General features: G+C 65.8%; 16 protein-coding genes. 7 read left to right on the top strand and 9 right to left on the bottom strand.

All coding sequences use genetic code 11. The features are described 5' to 3' along the window. Positions 1–118 precede the first annotated feature (118 nt). Positions 119–814: a PAQR family membrane homeostasis protein TrhA gene (gene trhA, locus EV191_RS01195; protein WP_424565431.1), complete on the bottom strand. Its 696-nt coding sequence runs from the start codon at positions 812–814 to the stop codon at positions 119–121. Between the two features lie 92 nt (positions 815–906). Beyond that, positions 907–1,326, bottom strand: a complete 420-nt coding sequence (locus EV191_RS01190; RefSeq protein WP_132874923.1) for a CoA-binding protein — start codon at positions 1,324–1,326, stop codon at positions 907–909. Between the two features lie 63 nt (positions 1,327–1,389). Here EV191_RS01190 and EV191_RS01185 point away from each other — a divergent pair, with 63 nt between their 5' ends. Beyond that, positions 1,390–2,172, top strand: coding sequence for an isoprenyl transferase (locus EV191_RS01185; protein WP_132874922.1), 783 nt, complete (start codon positions 1,390–1,392; stop codon positions 2,170–2,172). A gap of 116 nt (positions 2,173–2,288) precedes the next feature. Here the strand turns inward: EV191_RS01185 and EV191_RS01180 are convergent, their stop codons facing one another. Then, positions 2,289–2,540: a hypothetical protein gene (locus EV191_RS01180; RefSeq protein ID WP_132874921.1), complete on the bottom strand. Its 252-nt coding sequence runs from the start codon at positions 2,538–2,540 to the stop codon at positions 2,289–2,291. A gap of 700 nt (positions 2,541–3,240) precedes the next feature. On the opposite strand from EV191_RS01180, the gene EV191_RS01175 reads away from it, so the two are divergent. Beyond that, a complete protein-coding gene (locus EV191_RS01175) occupies positions 3,241–4,614 on the top strand; it encodes an RNA 5'-3' helicase PhoH2 (RefSeq protein ID WP_243658789.1) in 1,374 nt (457 codons plus the stop codon). A 72-nt stretch (positions 4,615–4,686) separates the two neighbouring features. Here the strand turns inward: EV191_RS01175 and EV191_RS01170 are convergent, their stop codons facing one another. Further along, positions 4,687–6,126: a GuaB1 family IMP dehydrogenase-related protein gene (locus EV191_RS01170; protein ID WP_132874919.1), complete on the bottom strand. Its 1,440-nt coding sequence runs from the start codon at positions 6,124–6,126 to the stop codon at positions 4,687–4,689. Positions 6,127–6,145: 19 nt separating this feature from the next. Continuing rightward, positions 6,146–6,388, bottom strand: coding sequence for a hypothetical protein (locus tag EV191_RS01165; RefSeq protein WP_132874918.1), 243 nt, complete (start codon positions 6,386–6,388; stop codon positions 6,146–6,148). A 460-nt stretch (positions 6,389–6,848) separates the two neighbouring features. Here EV191_RS01165 and EV191_RS01160 point away from each other — a divergent pair, with 460 nt between their 5' ends. Both EV191_RS01160 and EV191_RS01155 read left to right on the top strand, forming a co-directional pair. Then, positions 6,849–7,694 (top strand): helix-turn-helix domain-containing protein, encoded by an 846-nt coding sequence (locus EV191_RS01160; protein WP_132874917.1) that lies wholly within the window; start codon positions 6,849–6,851, stop codon positions 7,692–7,694. Beyond that, positions 7,694–7,873 (top strand): DUF397 domain-containing protein, encoded by a 180-nt coding sequence (locus EV191_RS01155; RefSeq protein WP_132874916.1) that lies wholly within the window; start codon positions 7,694–7,696, stop codon positions 7,871–7,873. Before EV191_RS01160 ends, EV191_RS01155 begins: the two co-directional genes overlap by 1 nt. Before the next feature lie 78 nt (positions 7,874–7,951). On the opposite strand, the gene EV191_RS01150 is transcribed toward EV191_RS01155, so the two are convergent. Genes EV191_RS01150 through EV191_RS30795 form a run of 3 tightly spaced genes read right to left on the bottom strand, consistent with a single transcriptional unit; the run spans position 7,952 to position 9,971 of the window. Then, entirely contained in the window at positions 7,952–8,281 is a 330-nt protein-coding gene (locus EV191_RS01150) for a DUF4288 domain-containing protein (protein ID WP_132874915.1), read from the bottom strand. A gap of 11 nt (positions 8,282–8,292) precedes the next feature. Next, positions 8,293–9,804 carry an ATP-dependent DNA ligase gene (locus EV191_RS01145; RefSeq protein ID WP_132874914.1) on the bottom strand — a complete coding sequence of 504 codons (1,512 nt, stop codon included), beginning with the start codon at positions 9,802–9,804 and terminating at the stop codon, positions 8,293–8,295. A 38-nt stretch (positions 9,805–9,842) separates the two neighbouring features. After that, a complete protein-coding gene (locus EV191_RS30795) occupies positions 9,843–9,971 on the bottom strand; it encodes a hypothetical protein (RefSeq protein ID WP_279388400.1) in 129 nt (42 codons plus the stop codon). A gap of 112 nt (positions 9,972–10,083) precedes the next feature. On the opposite strand from EV191_RS30795, the gene EV191_RS01140 reads away from it, so the two are divergent. After that, positions 10,084–11,145 (top strand): zinc-binding dehydrogenase, encoded by a 1,062-nt coding sequence (locus tag EV191_RS01140; RefSeq protein WP_243658681.1) that lies wholly within the window; start codon positions 10,084–10,086, stop codon positions 11,143–11,145. A 34-nt stretch (positions 11,146–11,179) separates the two neighbouring features. Then, positions 11,180–11,758, top strand: coding sequence for a TetR/AcrR family transcriptional regulator (locus tag EV191_RS01135; protein WP_132874913.1), 579 nt, complete (start codon positions 11,180–11,182; stop codon positions 11,756–11,758). Positions 11,759–11,786: 28 nt separating this feature from the next. Here EV191_RS01135 and EV191_RS01130 read toward each other — a convergent pair whose 3' ends face one another. After that, positions 11,787–13,184 carry a class II fumarate hydratase gene (locus EV191_RS01130; protein WP_132874912.1) on the bottom strand — a complete coding sequence of 466 codons (1,398 nt, stop codon included), beginning with the start codon at positions 13,182–13,184 and terminating at the stop codon, positions 11,787–11,789. Positions 13,185–13,344: 160 nt separating this feature from the next. Between EV191_RS01130 and EV191_RS01125 the strand changes: the two genes are divergently transcribed. Then, positions 13,345–14,337 (top strand): NAD(P)/FAD-dependent oxidoreductase, encoded by a 993-nt coding sequence (locus EV191_RS01125; protein WP_132874911.1) that lies wholly within the window; start codon positions 13,345–13,347, stop codon positions 14,335–14,337. The last annotated feature ends 57 nt before the right edge of the window (positions 14,338–14,394 follow it).

Raw genomic sequence — 14,394 nt, 5'->3', positions numbered from 1 at the left:
TTCCGTGGCCCATAAGCTAGACACAGCGTAGTGGCGCGGACTCAGAGCATGAAACCGCCCATCGGATTTGGTGTACACATGGGTTACCGCCCATGGGATACGGCCCATGGGATACGGCTCAGCCGTACATTGCCAGCCAGATCGCGATGTAGTGCGCGCTCGCGGCGAGCACGGTGGCCGCGTGGAAGAACTCGTGATACCCGAAGACCGCGGGCCATGGATTGGGCCAGCGAGTGGAGTAACAAAGCGCGCCAAGGGTGTAGAAGACCCCGCCGACCAGCAACAGCACCAGCGCCGCGACACCACCGTGCCGGAGTAGCTGGGGCAGTACGAACACCGCGACCCAGCCGAGCGCGATGTAGATCGGGACGCCGAGCCAGCGCGGCGAATGCGGCCACAGCAGCTTCAGCGCGATCCCGCAGAGCGCGCCGCCCCAGACCACGCCAAGCACGATGAACCCGTCCGGGCGGTCCATCGCGAGCAGGCTGAACGGTGTGTAGGTGCCCGCGATGAACAGGAAGATCATCGAGTGGTCGAGGCGTTTCATCCAGACCCGCGCCCGCGCACTCACCCAGGTCCGCCGGTGGTAAAGCGCACTCACACCGAACAGTGCGAGCACGGTAACCGTGTACACCGAGGTGGCCAGCGCCGCGATCCCGGAAACGGTGGCCGCGGCAAGTACGACCAGCGCGGCGCCGGCGAACAGCGAGAAGTAGAACGACCAGGCGTGTAGCGAACCACGCAGCTTTGGCCGAGCTGGCGGGGCGGAGCCGGTTGGCTCCGGGAGCACGGTCGCGGACGTCACGAGATACAGGCTACGGAACCGTAGGTTTGCCGGCACCCGAGCGTGGCGCAGCCAACCCATTTGGCCGCGCAAGAGTCCGTTTTGCGAGGTACAGCGGCTACTTATGACTCTTTGGCCGCGAGGCGGCGGTGTTCCACCAACAGACAGCGGTCCATCACGACATCGAGCCCACCCCGCGCGGCGATCGCGGCTGCCTGCTCGTTGATGACCCCGAGCTGGAGCCAGAGCGCGCCCGCGCCAACCGCCACCGCCTGCTCGGCGATCTCCGGCGTCGCCGATGGGGTGCGAAACACATCGACGATATCGATCCGTTCCGGAACGTCGGCCAACGCGCGGTAGCTCGGCAACCCCAACAATCCATCCAGTTTCGGGTTCACCGGGAAAATGCGAAAACCCTGGTCATGTAGGTAGCTGGCGATCTCATAACTTGGCCGGCTGGGGTTATCGCTCGCGCCGACCACCGCGATCGTCCTCGCCCCGCGAACAACGCGGTCGAGCAGTGCTTCGGAATTATCGGACATCTCGCCATTGTCCGCTCCGGTGGGCCCGACGGCATTAGGGGATGCGGCGTACGCTGCCACGATGTGAGCCTTCGTTCCCGCGTAGCCAATGTCGTGTACGGCCTCTACGAGCGCCGACTGTCCAGCCAGATTGACGACAACCGCCGACCCCGACACATCGCGTTGGTCGTGGACGGCAACCGCCGGTGGGCCCGGCAGGCGGGTTTCACTGATGTCGTAGACGGGCACCGGGTTGGCGCTACCCGGATCGCGCAGCTGCTCGGCTGGGCGAGCGCGGAAGGCGTCGAGATCGTGACGGTGTTTCTGTGCTCGAACGAGAATCTCACCGGCCGGCCACCCGAGGAGCTCGAACCGCTGCTCAACATCATCACGGATGTGGTTGACGACCTCGCAGGGCCACAGGAGCCGTGGCGGCTGCGGATCGTCGGGGCACTGGACCTGTTGCCCGCCGATACCGCGACACGGTTGACCGACGCGGTGCACCGAACCGAAGGTCGCAGCGGCATGCAGGTCAACGTGGCCGTCGGCTACGGCGGGCGGCAGGAAATCGCGGACGCCGTCCGCAAGCTGCTTGCCCAGCATGCGGAACAGGGCACGACCATCGAGCAACTCGCCGAGACGCTGGATGTCGACCATATCGCCGAACATCTCTATACTTCAGGACAACCGGATCCGGACCTGGTGATCCGGACGTCAGGAGAGCAGCGGCTCTCCGGTTTTTTGATGTGGCAGTCCGCCTATTCCGAATTCTGGTTCTGCGAGGCATTTTGGCCGGCGTTTCGGCGTACCGATTTTCTGCGTGCGGTACGTGATTACTCGATTCGGCATCGCCGATTCGGCTCGTGATCCGACTAGTACGAAGAATCCGTTTCGCGGCCGAGAATTCGACTTTAAAAAATCGCTGGACATGCATTCGGCGGGGACCCGAACCTGGCTCGGATCCCCGCCGAATACTATTTGGTCTAGCTCAATGAGCCAGCAACGAGCGACGGGGTCAAGGCGATTCCCGTGTACGCGTTTGCCACCAAGCCGGCCGCGCCGTAGCCAAGCGCTCCGCCGGACTCCATGAAGCCATAGTAGGCGTCGGCGAAGGTGATTTCGTTGTCAGCGCGCGGGGTGGCTGGCTCCTCCGCGGACGCGGCCGATGCCGTGCCGCCGACAATCAGCAAGCTTGCGGCGGCGGTTGCGACGACAAACCCAGCTTTCTTGAGCACCTGACATTCTCCTTAGTTGGCGGGAGTATTCCATGAGGTCCGGTGACCGTTCGATCACCTTCGCTCGCCGATTAACGAAGCTAGCCCTTGAATGGCGCTTCGGCTATTCCCAAAACCCCATCGGGTAAGAACTCGTCAGTACGTCACTGAATCCGGTGTGGTTGGTCAAACGAAGGGCTGCGCGAAGCCGGCCAGCTGTGGTAGTTGAGGGTGAAACGTTGGTGTAGTCAATACGGCCGGAGACATTCCCGGCTAATCCGCTCGGGTGGCTGCCGCGCGGGTGAATTGGCCACTGTCGGTAATTTTCTTGGTGGGTACGGTTGCCCAGTACTGACTGTTTGGTGACGAACTGGCGAATCACCTGTGTGGCTGCCTGCAAACACCCCTCGATCACGGGTAGCTTCCGAGGTGACGGCACGTGGAGATGCGGGTCGTCACGGGAGGCCCTAATCGTGGCTGTGCGAGGCAGGATGGGTGCTCCAGCGGCAAATCAGCTGCTGAGGCACCGTACCGGACACACGCGAGGGGGCCGGCACCCGGCCCTCGCGGTCGGTTGTGCGGTTGCCATGGCGGCCGGTCAACCACCGGTTAGGGAGGTCCCGGCCCACCGAGTGAGTGGGCGTGGTGCCGCGCCCATGAGGGAGATGCCGTGACTGCGCAGCGTTCGTCCCCCAAGAGCACCGTCCCGAGTCCAGGTACCGTGCCGAGCCCACCCAAGGCAGGTACCGGATCACCAGAGCAGCAGGAAAGGTGCACCTTTGTACTTGACACCTCGGTACTGCTTGCCGACCCGTGGGCGGTGACCCGATTTGCTGAGCACGCTGTTGTGCTGCCCCTTGTAGTGATCAGTGAGTTGGAGGCCAAACGGCATCACCCGGAACTCGGTTGGTTCGCCCGCGAAGCGTTGCGGCTGCTGGACGATCTACGCGTGCGATACGGCCGACTAGATGAACCAGTCGATATCGGCGAGCAGGGCGGCACGCTGCACGTCGAGTTGAATCACTCGGATCCTTCGGTACTGCCGCCCGGATTTCGTACCGATACGAATGACACGCGGATTCTCGCCTGCGCGCTGAATCTCGCCGCGGAGTACGGCGAGATCGGCGATGGCACCGTAACGTTGGTGACAAAGGACATTCCGCTACGGGTCAAGGCCGGAGCGGTTGGCCTCGCCGCGGACGAGTACCGCGCGCAGGACGTCACGCCGTCCGGCTGGACCGGGATGGCCGATGTGGACGTGCCGCAGGAAGCGCTGGATGTGCTGTTCCGGGACGGAACGGTTGATCTCGCCGATATGGCCACATCGGACATCGAAGCGGTTCAGGATCTGCCGTGTAACACGGGTTTGCGGTTGCAGACCGGGAGCTCGAGCGCACTGGGCAGGTTGGACGCGGACAAGCGGGTGCAGCTGGTACGCGGGGATCGTGAAGCGTTCGGGCTACACGGGCGCTCCGCCGAACAACGCATCGCGCTGGATCTCCTGCTCGACCAGGAGGTCGGCATCGTTTCGCTCGGCGGCAGGGCGGGTACCGGCAAGTCCGCACTCGCGCTGTGCGCCGGCCTCGAAGCGGTACTGGAACGGCGACTGCACCGCAAGGTTGTGGTGTTCCGGCCGGTGTACGCGGTTGGCGGGCAGGATCTTGGCTATCTGCCGGGGTCCGAGAACGAGAAGATGCAGCCGTGGGCGCAGGCCGTGTTTGACACGCTCGGCGCGCTGGTGAGCGAAAACGTGTTGGAGGAGGTCGCGGATCGTGGGATGCTCGAAGTGCTACCGCTCACCCATATCCGTGGTCGCTCGCTACACGATTCGTTCGTGATCGTGGATGAGGCACAGTCCTTGGAGCGCAACGTATTGCTCACCGTACTGTCCAGATTGGGCAGTGGATCCAGGGTGGTGCTGACGCACGATGTGGCGCAGCGCGACAACCTGCGGGTCGGTCGGCATGACGGGGTGGCAGCGGTGATCGAGAAACTGAAGGGCCATCCGCTGTTCGCGCACATCACGTTGCACCGCTCCGAGCGGTCCCCGGTGGCCGCGCTGGTTACCGAGATGTTGGAGGACGCGGCGGGCTAGCGCGCCACCTCGGTTGCACTGTGACCGCGTTCTTTACGGATCTTGCGGTCACAGTGCAGCCTCGGTCCGCGGTTACCAGCCGCCGGGTAGCGGGCGCCCCTCGGCAAAACCGGCCGAGGACTGGATACCGAGCAGTGCTTCGGCGTGGAACTCTTCGAGGCTGTGCGCGCCGGTGTAGGTGCAGGCCGAGCGCACTCCGGAGCAGATCGAGTCCAGCAGATCCTCGACACCGGGCCGGGTCGGGTCCAGCGCCATCCGCGAGGTGGAGATGCCCTCCTCGAACAGCGCCTTGCGGGCGCGGTCGAAGGCGTTGTCGCTGCGGGTGCGCGCGCTCACCGCGCGTTTGGAGGCCATCCCGAAGGATTCCTTGTAGGCGTGCCCGGATTCGTCGACGCGCAAATCACCTGGCGATTCGTGGGTGCCGGCGAACCAGGAGCCGACCATCACGTTCGAGGCGCCGGCGGCAAGGGCCAGCGCGACATCGCGCGGATGCCGGACCCCGCCGTCGGCCCAGACCTGCGCCCCGAGCTCGCGGGCCTGCGCAGCGCATTCCGCGACCGCGGAGAACTGTGGACGGCCAACCCCGGTCATCATGCGCGTGGTGCACATCGCGCCGGGGCCGACGCCGACCTTGACCACGTTCGCTCCCGCGGCGACGAGGTCGCGCACCCCGTCGGTGGTGACCACGTTGCCCGCGATCACCGGAACCTCGGGCGCTACCGTGCGTACCGCGGCCAGCGCGCTGAGCATCTTCTCCTGATGGCCGTGTGCGGTGTCCACGACCAGCGCGTCGACGCCGGTGCTGAGTACGGCGCGGGCCTTGCCCGCGACGTCGCCGTTGATGCCGATCGCCGCGCCGACCCTGAGCCTGCCGCCGTCGTCGACCGCGGGGGTGTACAGCTCCGCGCGCAGCGCGCCCACCTCGGTGAGTACGCCGGCGAGGCGGCCCTGCTCGTCCACCCCGAGGGCCAGTTTGCCGGTGTGTGCGTGCAGCCGTTCGAATACCTCGCTCGGCGGGGTGCTCAGCGGCAGCGTGAGGGCATTCGGGTCGGCGACGTCGGCGATCCGGGTGAAGCGGTCTACGCCGGCGCAGGCATGCTCGTCGACAAGGCCGATCGGCCGCTCATCCTGGTCGCAGACCACCACGGCACCGTGCGCGCGTTTCGGCAGCAGGTTCAGCGCGTCCGCGACCGAGTCGGTGCCACGCAGTACCAGTGGGGTGTCCCAGACGGTGTGTCGGGACTTGATCCAGGCCACGATGTCCGCGAGTGCTTCGGTGTCCACGTCCTGCGGCAGGATCGTGATGCCGCCTCGCCTGGCGATGGTCTCGGCCATCCGCCGGCCGGCTACGGCGGTCATATTCGCTACCGCGATCGGGATGGTCGCGCCCGAGCCGTCATTGGTGGCGAGGTCGACGTCGAACCGCGAGGCCACGCCCGAGCGACGCGGGACGAGGAACACGTCGTCATAGGTCAGGTCGTGGTTCGGCTGATGCCCGTTGATGAATCGCACAGGCGCCCAGGATACGGGATCACTGGGAGGTGTCGTCCGCCGGCGGCTCCACGACGGCTCCGGCCAATGGACGGCCGTCGAGTTCGCCGGCTCTGGCGAGCATGTCAACGCCGAGTCGCCGCAGGTGCTCGCCGACCTTGCGTAGCGGTTCGGCAGGTAGCTCGCCGCCGTCCTGGTGGTCCATCAGTTCGATGGTGATCTTGCCGAGTTCCTGATTGACCTGCATTGCCCTGGCCAACAACAGGCGATCCTGCTCAATCACGCAGCCACCTTCCCAACGAGTTCGTGGTGGAGACCGGCAGGCCTGAGCGGGGTCGGGGAACCACTCAGACCTGCCGGAGTCGTTGCGCGGTGCCAGAAACCGCGTTCGTGGCGGTCGCATTGCGGACACGCCTGCAATGTGCGGAGGTACTTGGGATCGGCGGGCGTGCACCGCACCCCGCACAGCGACATGACGTCGTCGGGAACCCAGTGCGCCCAGTCATTGCCGTACCGAGTTGGCCTCGGCGGCCGGCCGACCATCACCGCGCCAGTCGGCTTGGTATCAAGGAAACCTCGCATTTCCGCTCCTTGTTAGGCGAACCGTATGTGCGGGGTGCCCCACACATCACTGTTCCTCTGTTTCCGCGTTACCGGGAACAGTATGGCGTCGGGATCAGTAAGGCTAGTCAGGCAATCGGGTGACGCTTCTCGGGGCCATCTCCTCGTCTATGCTCTGTTCCATGGCTGGGAACAACCCGAAACTTGGGCAGCTCGGCTCGGAACTGCGGCAGGCACGCGAGGCAGCCGGCATCGGACAGCGTGAGATGGCGCGTCGGCTGGACGTCGGTGCATCAACCGTCAACAGATGGGAACAGGGCGAACGGGCCCCTACGGCCGCCACGGTTGCTCGGTATCTTGCCGAAGCCAATGCCTCGCCTGAACTGGTGTCGGAGCTGGTTGAGCTGTCCCAGTCATCGGACGGGCCGTTGTGGGTCGCGGTTGACATGCCCGACCAGCGTCGGCAACTGACCGCGTTACTGGAAGCTGAACAGGCCGCACAGACTGTGACCGCGGTCGCGCCATCACTTGTGCCGGGCTTACTGCAAACCGCGGACTATGCGCGTTCGATCATGGTTTCGGCGAAGGTTCCGGCAATGGAGATCGAGACGCGAGTAGCGATTCGGTTGGGGCGGCAGAACACGGTGATGCGGCAGCGGGACCCGGTCCATCTTGTGGCGCTGATAGGTGCAGGCTTGCTGCGACAACGGATCGGTGGCACGGGAGTGATGGTGGAGCAGCTGCGGGCGCTCTTGGAGGTCGCCGAGCGACCGAACATCGATATCCGTGTCATACCAGACGAACTTGGCTGGCATCCTGCGCTTGAAGGACCGTTCGTGCTCGTCGAGTTCGCCGATCGGTCACCGGTCGTGCAGCTGGAGAATCGGCGCTCGGCCTTGTTCTTTCACGAAGGCGACGACGTGGCCGCTTACCAGGAAGCCGCCGATATGGTGCAAGAGGTGGCACTGAGCCCCGCTGCATCGTCGGAACTGATCGCAGCAGCCGTCAAGGAATTGGAGACGACATAATGACAGTACCGAGTATGCCCGGCGATTGGCGCAAGTCCAGCTACAGTGCTAATACATCGGACTGCGTTGAGGTTCGTGGTGGCGAGGACACCCTGGTGCGGGATTCGAAGAATCCCGCTGCTGGTTGGCTGACGGTGGATGCGAGCGCGTGGTCCGCGTTTCTGGCTGGGCTGAAGTAACCCTCGCCCCCAACCGCGATGACGGCCTCGGTGCTGGTGCGCACCGGGGTCGTCCGGCTATCACGGCAATGATCCGCATTAGAAGGACTGCCCGCCGAGCAGTGGTTCGACGTTGCAATATGCGGCGTAATCGCGGAAGTACCGGCTGTACAGTTCGGCCCCATCGGTGAGTTCGTCGTCCACCGCGACGCAAACATCCACCACGTGGTCCAGTTTCCAGCTGATCAGCGTGCCATCGTCGGCCTGGTAGCTGTGCTCCCGACGCTTACCGATGGACAGCGCCTTACCGCGCGCCTCTTCCTCGCTCTCGGCGGTGAGCAGGGTGAACGATTCCTGATACAGCGGCCCGACCTCGCCTTCCTGGTCGGCGCGCAGCAACAGGACGGCGATGTAGTGCTCGGTGAACATATTCGCGCACCCTACTCGGCGCGCAGCGTCCGCAGGGTATCGATCGTGTCCGCCTCGGCCGCGTCCTTGTCCGGCCGGTAGCGCAACACTCGGGCGAAGCGCAGCGCGATCCCGCCCGGGTAGCGTCTACTTACTTGCACACCGTCCAGTTCGATCTCCACGACCAGTTCCGGCCGAACCCAAACGACCCATTCCTCGCGGTGGCGCTCGATCTCCTGCAGCGCCTCGGTTTGCCAGGCAAGCAGCTCATCGGTGAGCCCCTTGAAGGTCTTGCCGACCATGATCGGTGGACCACCGTCCGGATCGCGCGCGCCGAGGTGCAGATTGGACAGATACCCGGTGCGCCTGCCGTGTCCCCATTCCGCCGCGAGTACCACCAGATCCACGGTATGCGTTGGCTTGACCTTCAACCACGCGCTGCCACGCCGACCCGCGGCATACGGCGCGCCCGCATCCTTGACCACGACGCCCTCGTGCCCCTCGGCAAGCGCCTGCTCGAGCAGTTCGGTGGCGGCGGCCGGGTCCGTGGTCGATGGGATCAGCTGCTCGGCGGCCACCTCGCGTAGCGCACTCCGCCGCTCAGCCAGCGGAGTGTCCAACAGATCCTGGCCGTCCAGATGCAGGCAGTCGAAGAAGTACGGCCGCAGCAGCAACTGGCTGACCTGCTCCGCGCGGGTACTGCCGAACCTGCTCATCGTCTCCTGGAACGGTCGCGGTCGTCCCGCGTCGGTCAATGCGAGTGTTTCACCGTCGAGCACGACCGAGCGACACGGCAGCTCGCGAACCAACCGCACCAGCTCGCCGACGTGCTCGGTGATCTCCCGCAGCGTTCTGGTGTAGACATGCACCTCGCTTCCCGCGCGGTGTACCTGAATCCGCGCTCCGTCCAGTTTGTACTCGACGACGATCGAGCCGAGCTCGGCGATGGCGGCGCTGAGCGATTCTGCCGACGCGGCAAGCATCGGGCGGATCGGTCGACCAAGTTCGAGCCGGAACTCGCCGAGTGCGTCGCTACCGCCAGTCAGCGCGGCAGCAGCGGTGGCGGGTAATCGGCCGGAAAGCATGAAGGCTCTGCGTACACTCTCACCCGGCACGCCCGCGGCCGTGGCGATCGCGTCCAGCATCACCCCTTCCAGCGCGCCTTGTCGTAGTTCCCCGGTGACCAGCCGGAACAGGAACTCCTGCTCGTCCGGGGTGGCTTGGCCGAACAGGTCGCGTAGCACCGAGCCGCGCACGGCGGCCGAGCCGGGGCCGGCGATGCCGGCGAGCTCGTCCAGCGCGACATCCACCGCGTCGACGCTGAGCCGTGGTCCGGTAGCGGCCGGTACCTCGAGTTCGGCGAGGGTGCGCCAGCCGGTACCGATCCGGCCCTGTGTCGGCTGCCCGGCAAGGAACCCGACCACGGCGGGCAGCTCGGTCCGCTCCGCCGCGGTAAGCAGTTCCGCGATGATCCCTATCTTTGCCTTGCGCGATCCGGTCGCGGCCATCCGGATCGAGGCGGTGACGATATCGGCGAACAACATTCCTCGATTATCGGTCAGGGGACCGACACCTCGCGCGGTCAGCGACGCTTCCGTGCCCTTGCCCGGGTACCTGGCTCGACGTAGCCGCGCATCACGTCATGGCCGTAGTCGAGATCGCGCTTGATCCGAACGACGTACCTGCCGAACCGGCGCAGTGTCCTGGTCATCTCTCGCTCCTGGTTTCAAGTAAGTAAACCGGTATGTATAGTGCCGTCATGGCATGACTATACAGATCTGTATAGTCTGCGTCACAGAAGATGAGAGCGAAAGGAGATCGCGGTGCGTGGTGTGCAGTTGATCGGCTTTGGTGGTCCGGAGAAATTGGTCTACCGGGAAGATCTGCCCGATCCGGTTCCGGCCGCCGGTGAAGTACGGCTACGGGTTGGCGCGACCGCACTGAACAACACGGATATCTGGACCAGGCAGGGCGCCTACGGTTCGGCTACTGACGCGGCATCGGTCACGGGCTGGCGGCGCGAGTCGCTGAGCTTCCCGCGTATTCAGGGTGCGGATATCGTCGGCAGGATCGATCAGGTTGGCGCGGGTGTGCCGGCCGAGCGGATCGGCGACAGGGTACTTGTCGATCCGATGATCTATCAGGGTGGCGAGCGGGAGCTGGTGCGCACCGACTATCTCGGCAGCGAGCGCGACGGCGGATTCGCCGAGCTGGTCACGGTTCCGGCGGAGAATGCGTACCAGGTGACAAGCGAGCTCAGTGACGCGCAGTTGGCCACCTTCCCCACCGCATACACCACGGCGATGCGGATGCTCAATCGAGCGGGCCTCCAGGTGGGCGAGACCGTGCTGGTCACTGGCGCATCCGGTGGCGTGGGCTCCGCGCTGCTCCAGCTGGCCAGCTTGCGCGGTGCCGACGTGCTGGCGGTAACCACCGCGCGGAAGGGCGCGCGGGCGCTGCGACTCGGGGCGCGTGCGGTGCTCGATCGGGCACAGCTGCAGGGGGATGCGGCAGCCTTCAGCGCCGCCGTACGCGCCGCGCTTGGCGGCCGGGAGCTCGACGTCGTGGCGGATGTGGTTGGCGGCGCGGCGGTTTCGCGGTTGCTCGGATTGCTCGGTGGTCTCGGTCGCTACGTGGTCGCCGGCGCGATGGCCGGACCGGTGGTGCACGCCGATCTGCGCACCATCTACCTCAACCAGCTGAGCGTGTTCGGGTCGTCGTTTGGTACTCATGCCGACTTCGCCGAACTTGTCGAGCTTATCGCGGCGGATGAGCTGACTCCGCTGCTCGCCGAGACGTTTCCACTCCGTGAGCTTGGCCGGGCACAGGAAGAGTTCATGGCAAAGGAATTCTTCGGCAAGCTGGTCGTGGTTCCCGGCACGTGAACCATAGGTAAACTGGACGGTATACCTTGGGACTATGCAGGACGTTCTGACACCCGCGGCGCGGCGTATCCTCGACGTCGCCGCGGAGTTGTTCTACGAAAACGGGATTCACGCCGTCGGCGTGGATCGGATCGCGGCTGCGGCCGGCGTGACCAAGAAGACGCTCTACGACCGTTTTGGCGCCAAGGATGCGCTTGTCGAGCGGTACCTACGGGAGCGCGACGAGCGCTGGCGGGACTATCTCTACGAGGTGCTGGACGAGGCATCGCGAAGCAGCCCAGTACGTCGAGTGCTGCTGGTCTTCGACGCCTTGCAGGACTGGATGGATGAAAAGTGCCCGCGTGGCTGCGCCTTCGTCAACGCCTACGCGGAGTTGCCCGACGACGGGCATCCGGGGCGCACGGTGATCGCGGAGCAGAAACAGTGGTTGTTCGAACGCATCCATGAACTGGCCCGCGCGACCGGCGCGCGGGCGCCGCGCAAGCTGGCCGAGGAACTCGCCGTGCTGCTGGAGGGTGCGATGGTGGTGCGCACCGCTGGGGTGATCCCGGACGGCATAGCGGTCGCCAAACGCACCGCGCGCAAACTCGTGGCGGCCGCGACCGCTGGCTGAGCCAACCGGACGCGGCCGCCGTCGAAGCTCATTGCCGGGCGCGGGCCATCCGGAGCACGTCCAGTGCCTCGTCCAGTTGCTGTTCGGTCAGCCTGCCGGCGGCCACATGCCCGCGCTCGATCACCACCTCGCGGATGGTGCGCCGCTCGGCGAGCGCCTGTTTGGCCACCGCGGCGGCCTCCTCGTAACCGATGTAGGCGTTCAGCGGGGTCACAATGGACGGTGAGCCTTCCGCGTAGTCACGTGCGCGCTCGGCGTCGACCTCGACCCCTTCGAACACCTTGTCCGCGAGCAGCTTGCTGACCGCGGTAAGCAGTCGACAGGACTCCAGCACGTTGCGCGCGATCACCGGCAAATTCACGTTGAGCTGGAAGTTACCCTGCGCGCCGGCGAAAGCCACCGCCGCGTCATTGCCGATCACCTGGGCGACCACCTGCAGGGTGGCCTCGGGAATCACCGGGTTCACCTTGCCGGGCATGATCGACGAGCCGGGTTGTAGATCGGGCAACCGCAGTTCGGCAAGTCCGGCACGCGGGCCGGAACCGAGCCACCGCAGATCGTTCGCGATCTTGTTCAGCGATACCGCGATGGTGCGCAACTGCCCGGAGAACTCCACCACACCGTCCTGTGTGGCCTGTGCCTCGAAGTGGTCCTGCGCTTCGGTCAGCGGCAGCTCGGTGGCCGCGGCGAGCTCGGCGACCACCGCGGCCCCGAAACCCTCCGGCGCGTTCAGTCCGGACCCGACGGCGGTTCCACCGATCGCCAGCTCGCCGAGCCTCGGCAGGCTGGCCCCGATCCGCTCCATGCCATACCGCACCTGCGCGGCCCAGGCGCCGGCTTCCTGGCCGAAGGTGATTGGCACCGCGTCCATCAGGTGTGTGCGGCCCGATTTGACCAGATCGGTCCATTCGGTCGCGCGCCGCTCGATGACGGTCGCCAGCTTGCGCAGCGCGGGGTAGACCTCGCGTAGCGCGGCCTCGGTCGCCGCGATCCGGATCGCGGTCGGGAACGTGTCATTGGACGACTGGGAGGCGTTCACCTCGTCGTTCGGATGCACATCGCGGCCGAGTGACCGGCTGGCCAGCGTGGCGATCACCTCGTTGGCGTTCATATTCGACGAGGTGCCCGAGCCCGTCTGGAAGACGTCGATCGGGAAATGCGCGTCGTGTTCCCCGGCCGCGACCTCCTCGGCCGCGGTCGCGATCGCCTCGGCGACCTCGGCATCCAGTACCCCGAGCCGTGCGTTCGCGCGTGCCGTGGCCGCCTTGAGCAGGCCAAGGGCGCGGATCTGGATGCGTTCCAGCCCGTGTCCGGAGATCGGGAAGTTCTCCACCGCTCGCTGTGTCTGTGCCCGCCAGAGCGCGTCCGCCGGTACGCGGACCTCGCCCATCGTGTCGTGTTCGATCCGGTAAGCCTCGTCTGCCATACCTCGAGTCTGGCGCGCCACGGCCGGTTCGGCATCGCGGGTTCGGTCACGGTCCAGCGGGTTACCCGTGACGAGGATCACCGATCTTGGCCGGCACGTGTTCTAAGCTCGGGGGCCCGGACTGATGCTCGACCACCACTGGCGGAAAGGGCGGTCGCCGATGACGACGGCTGAACGGTACGAGGTAGACATCACGATCATCGGCGCGGGGCCGACCGGCCTGTTTGCCGCGTACTACGCGGGCTTTCGCGAGTTATCCATCGCCGTCGTCGATTCGTTGCCCGAGGCGGGTGGGCAGGTCACCGCGATGTACCCGGAGAAGCAGATCTTCGACGTGGCCGGCTTTCCCTCGATCAAGGGCCGTGATCTGGTTGGTCAGCTCGTCGACCAGGCAGACCAGTACAAACCGAAGTACCTGCTCGGGCGGATGGCGCGCTCGCTCACCGAGGTACCAGATGGTCTGGAGATCGGGCTCGCCGACGGCAGCGTGGTGCACACCGGGGCGGTGTTGATCACCGCCGGCATGGGCGAGTTCACCCCACGGCCACTGCCGACGGGTAATGAATGGCTCGGCCGCGGCCTGGTGCATTTCGTGAAATCGCTCGAGGTCTACCGGGACCAGGACGTGCTGGTCGTCGGCGGTGGTGATTCCGCGTTCGACTGGGCGCTGAACCTGCACCCGATCGCGCGCAGCATCACCCTGGTGCACCGCAGGGCGAAGTTCCGCGCCATGGAGGGCACCGTCCGGGCGGTGCGTGAGCTGGGCGTACCGATCATTACCGACGCGGAGGTCGCCGAACTGCGGGCGGATGACGCGGGCGTGCTCAGCGCGGCGGTGATCGATCAGAAGAAGGAAGGCGGCCAGCTGGAGCTACCAGTGCAGGCGGTGATCGCGGCTCTCGGCTTCACCGCCGATCTCGGCCCGATCGAGGGCTGGGAGCTGGAGTTGGAGAAGCGGGCGATCACGGTGGACACCAGGATGCGTACCGCGCGCCAGCGGGTGTATGCGGCAGGCGATGTGGCCACCTACCCCGGCAAGGTGAAGCTGATCGCCACCGGTTTCGGTGAGGCCGCGACGGCGGTGAACAACATCGCGGTGGACCTCAACCCGGATGCGCACCTGTTTCCAGGGCACTCGAGCGACGCGGGCTGATCTAGCGAAATGGTTCGGGCCCGGGCACAGTGCGCGCCCGGGCCCGAACCCACCCTC

The sequence above is a fragment of the Tamaricihabitans halophyticus genome, assembly GCF_004340875.1.
GTDB lineage: Bacteria > Actinomycetota > Actinomycetes > Mycobacteriales > Pseudonocardiaceae > Tamaricihabitans > Tamaricihabitans halophyticus.
The sequence above is the reverse complement of the archived record's forward strand: the minus strand, read 5'-3'. Positions and strand labels throughout refer to the sequence as shown.

Excerpts from the sequence above, each read along its gene's own strand:
- EV191_RS01190 (WP_132874923.1), bottom strand. The coding sequence starts at position 1,326 with ATGTCCGATAATTCCGAAGCACTGCTCGACCGCGTTGTTCGCGGGGCG.
- EV191_RS01160 (WP_132874917.1), top strand. The coding sequence starts at position 6,849 with ATGGCTGGGAACAACCCGAAACTTGGGCAGCTCGGCTCGGAACTGCGG.
- EV191_RS01155 (WP_132874916.1), top strand. The coding sequence starts at position 7,694 with ATGACAGTACCGAGTATGCCCGGCGATTGGCGCAAGTCCAGCTACAGT.
- EV191_RS01150 (WP_132874915.1), bottom strand. The coding sequence starts at position 8,281 with ATGTTCACCGAGCACTACATCGCCGTCCTGTTGCTGCGCGCCGACCAG.
- EV191_RS01145 (WP_132874914.1), bottom strand. The coding sequence starts at position 9,804 with ATGTTGTTCGCCGATATCGTCACCGCCTCGATCCGGATGGCCGCGACC.
- EV191_RS30795 (WP_279388400.1), bottom strand. The coding sequence starts at position 9,971 with ATGACCAGGACACTGCGCCGGTTCGGCAGGTACGTCGTTCGGATCAAG.
- EV191_RS01135 (WP_132874913.1), top strand. The coding sequence starts at position 11,180 with ATGCAGGACGTTCTGACACCCGCGGCGCGGCGTATCCTCGACGTCGCC.
- EV191_RS01130 (WP_132874912.1), bottom strand. The coding sequence starts at position 13,184 with ATGGCAGACGAGGCTTACCGGATCGAACACGACACGATGGGCGAGGTC.
- EV191_RS01125 (WP_132874911.1), top strand. The coding sequence starts at position 13,345 with ATGACGACGGCTGAACGGTACGAGGTAGACATCACGATCATCGGCGCG.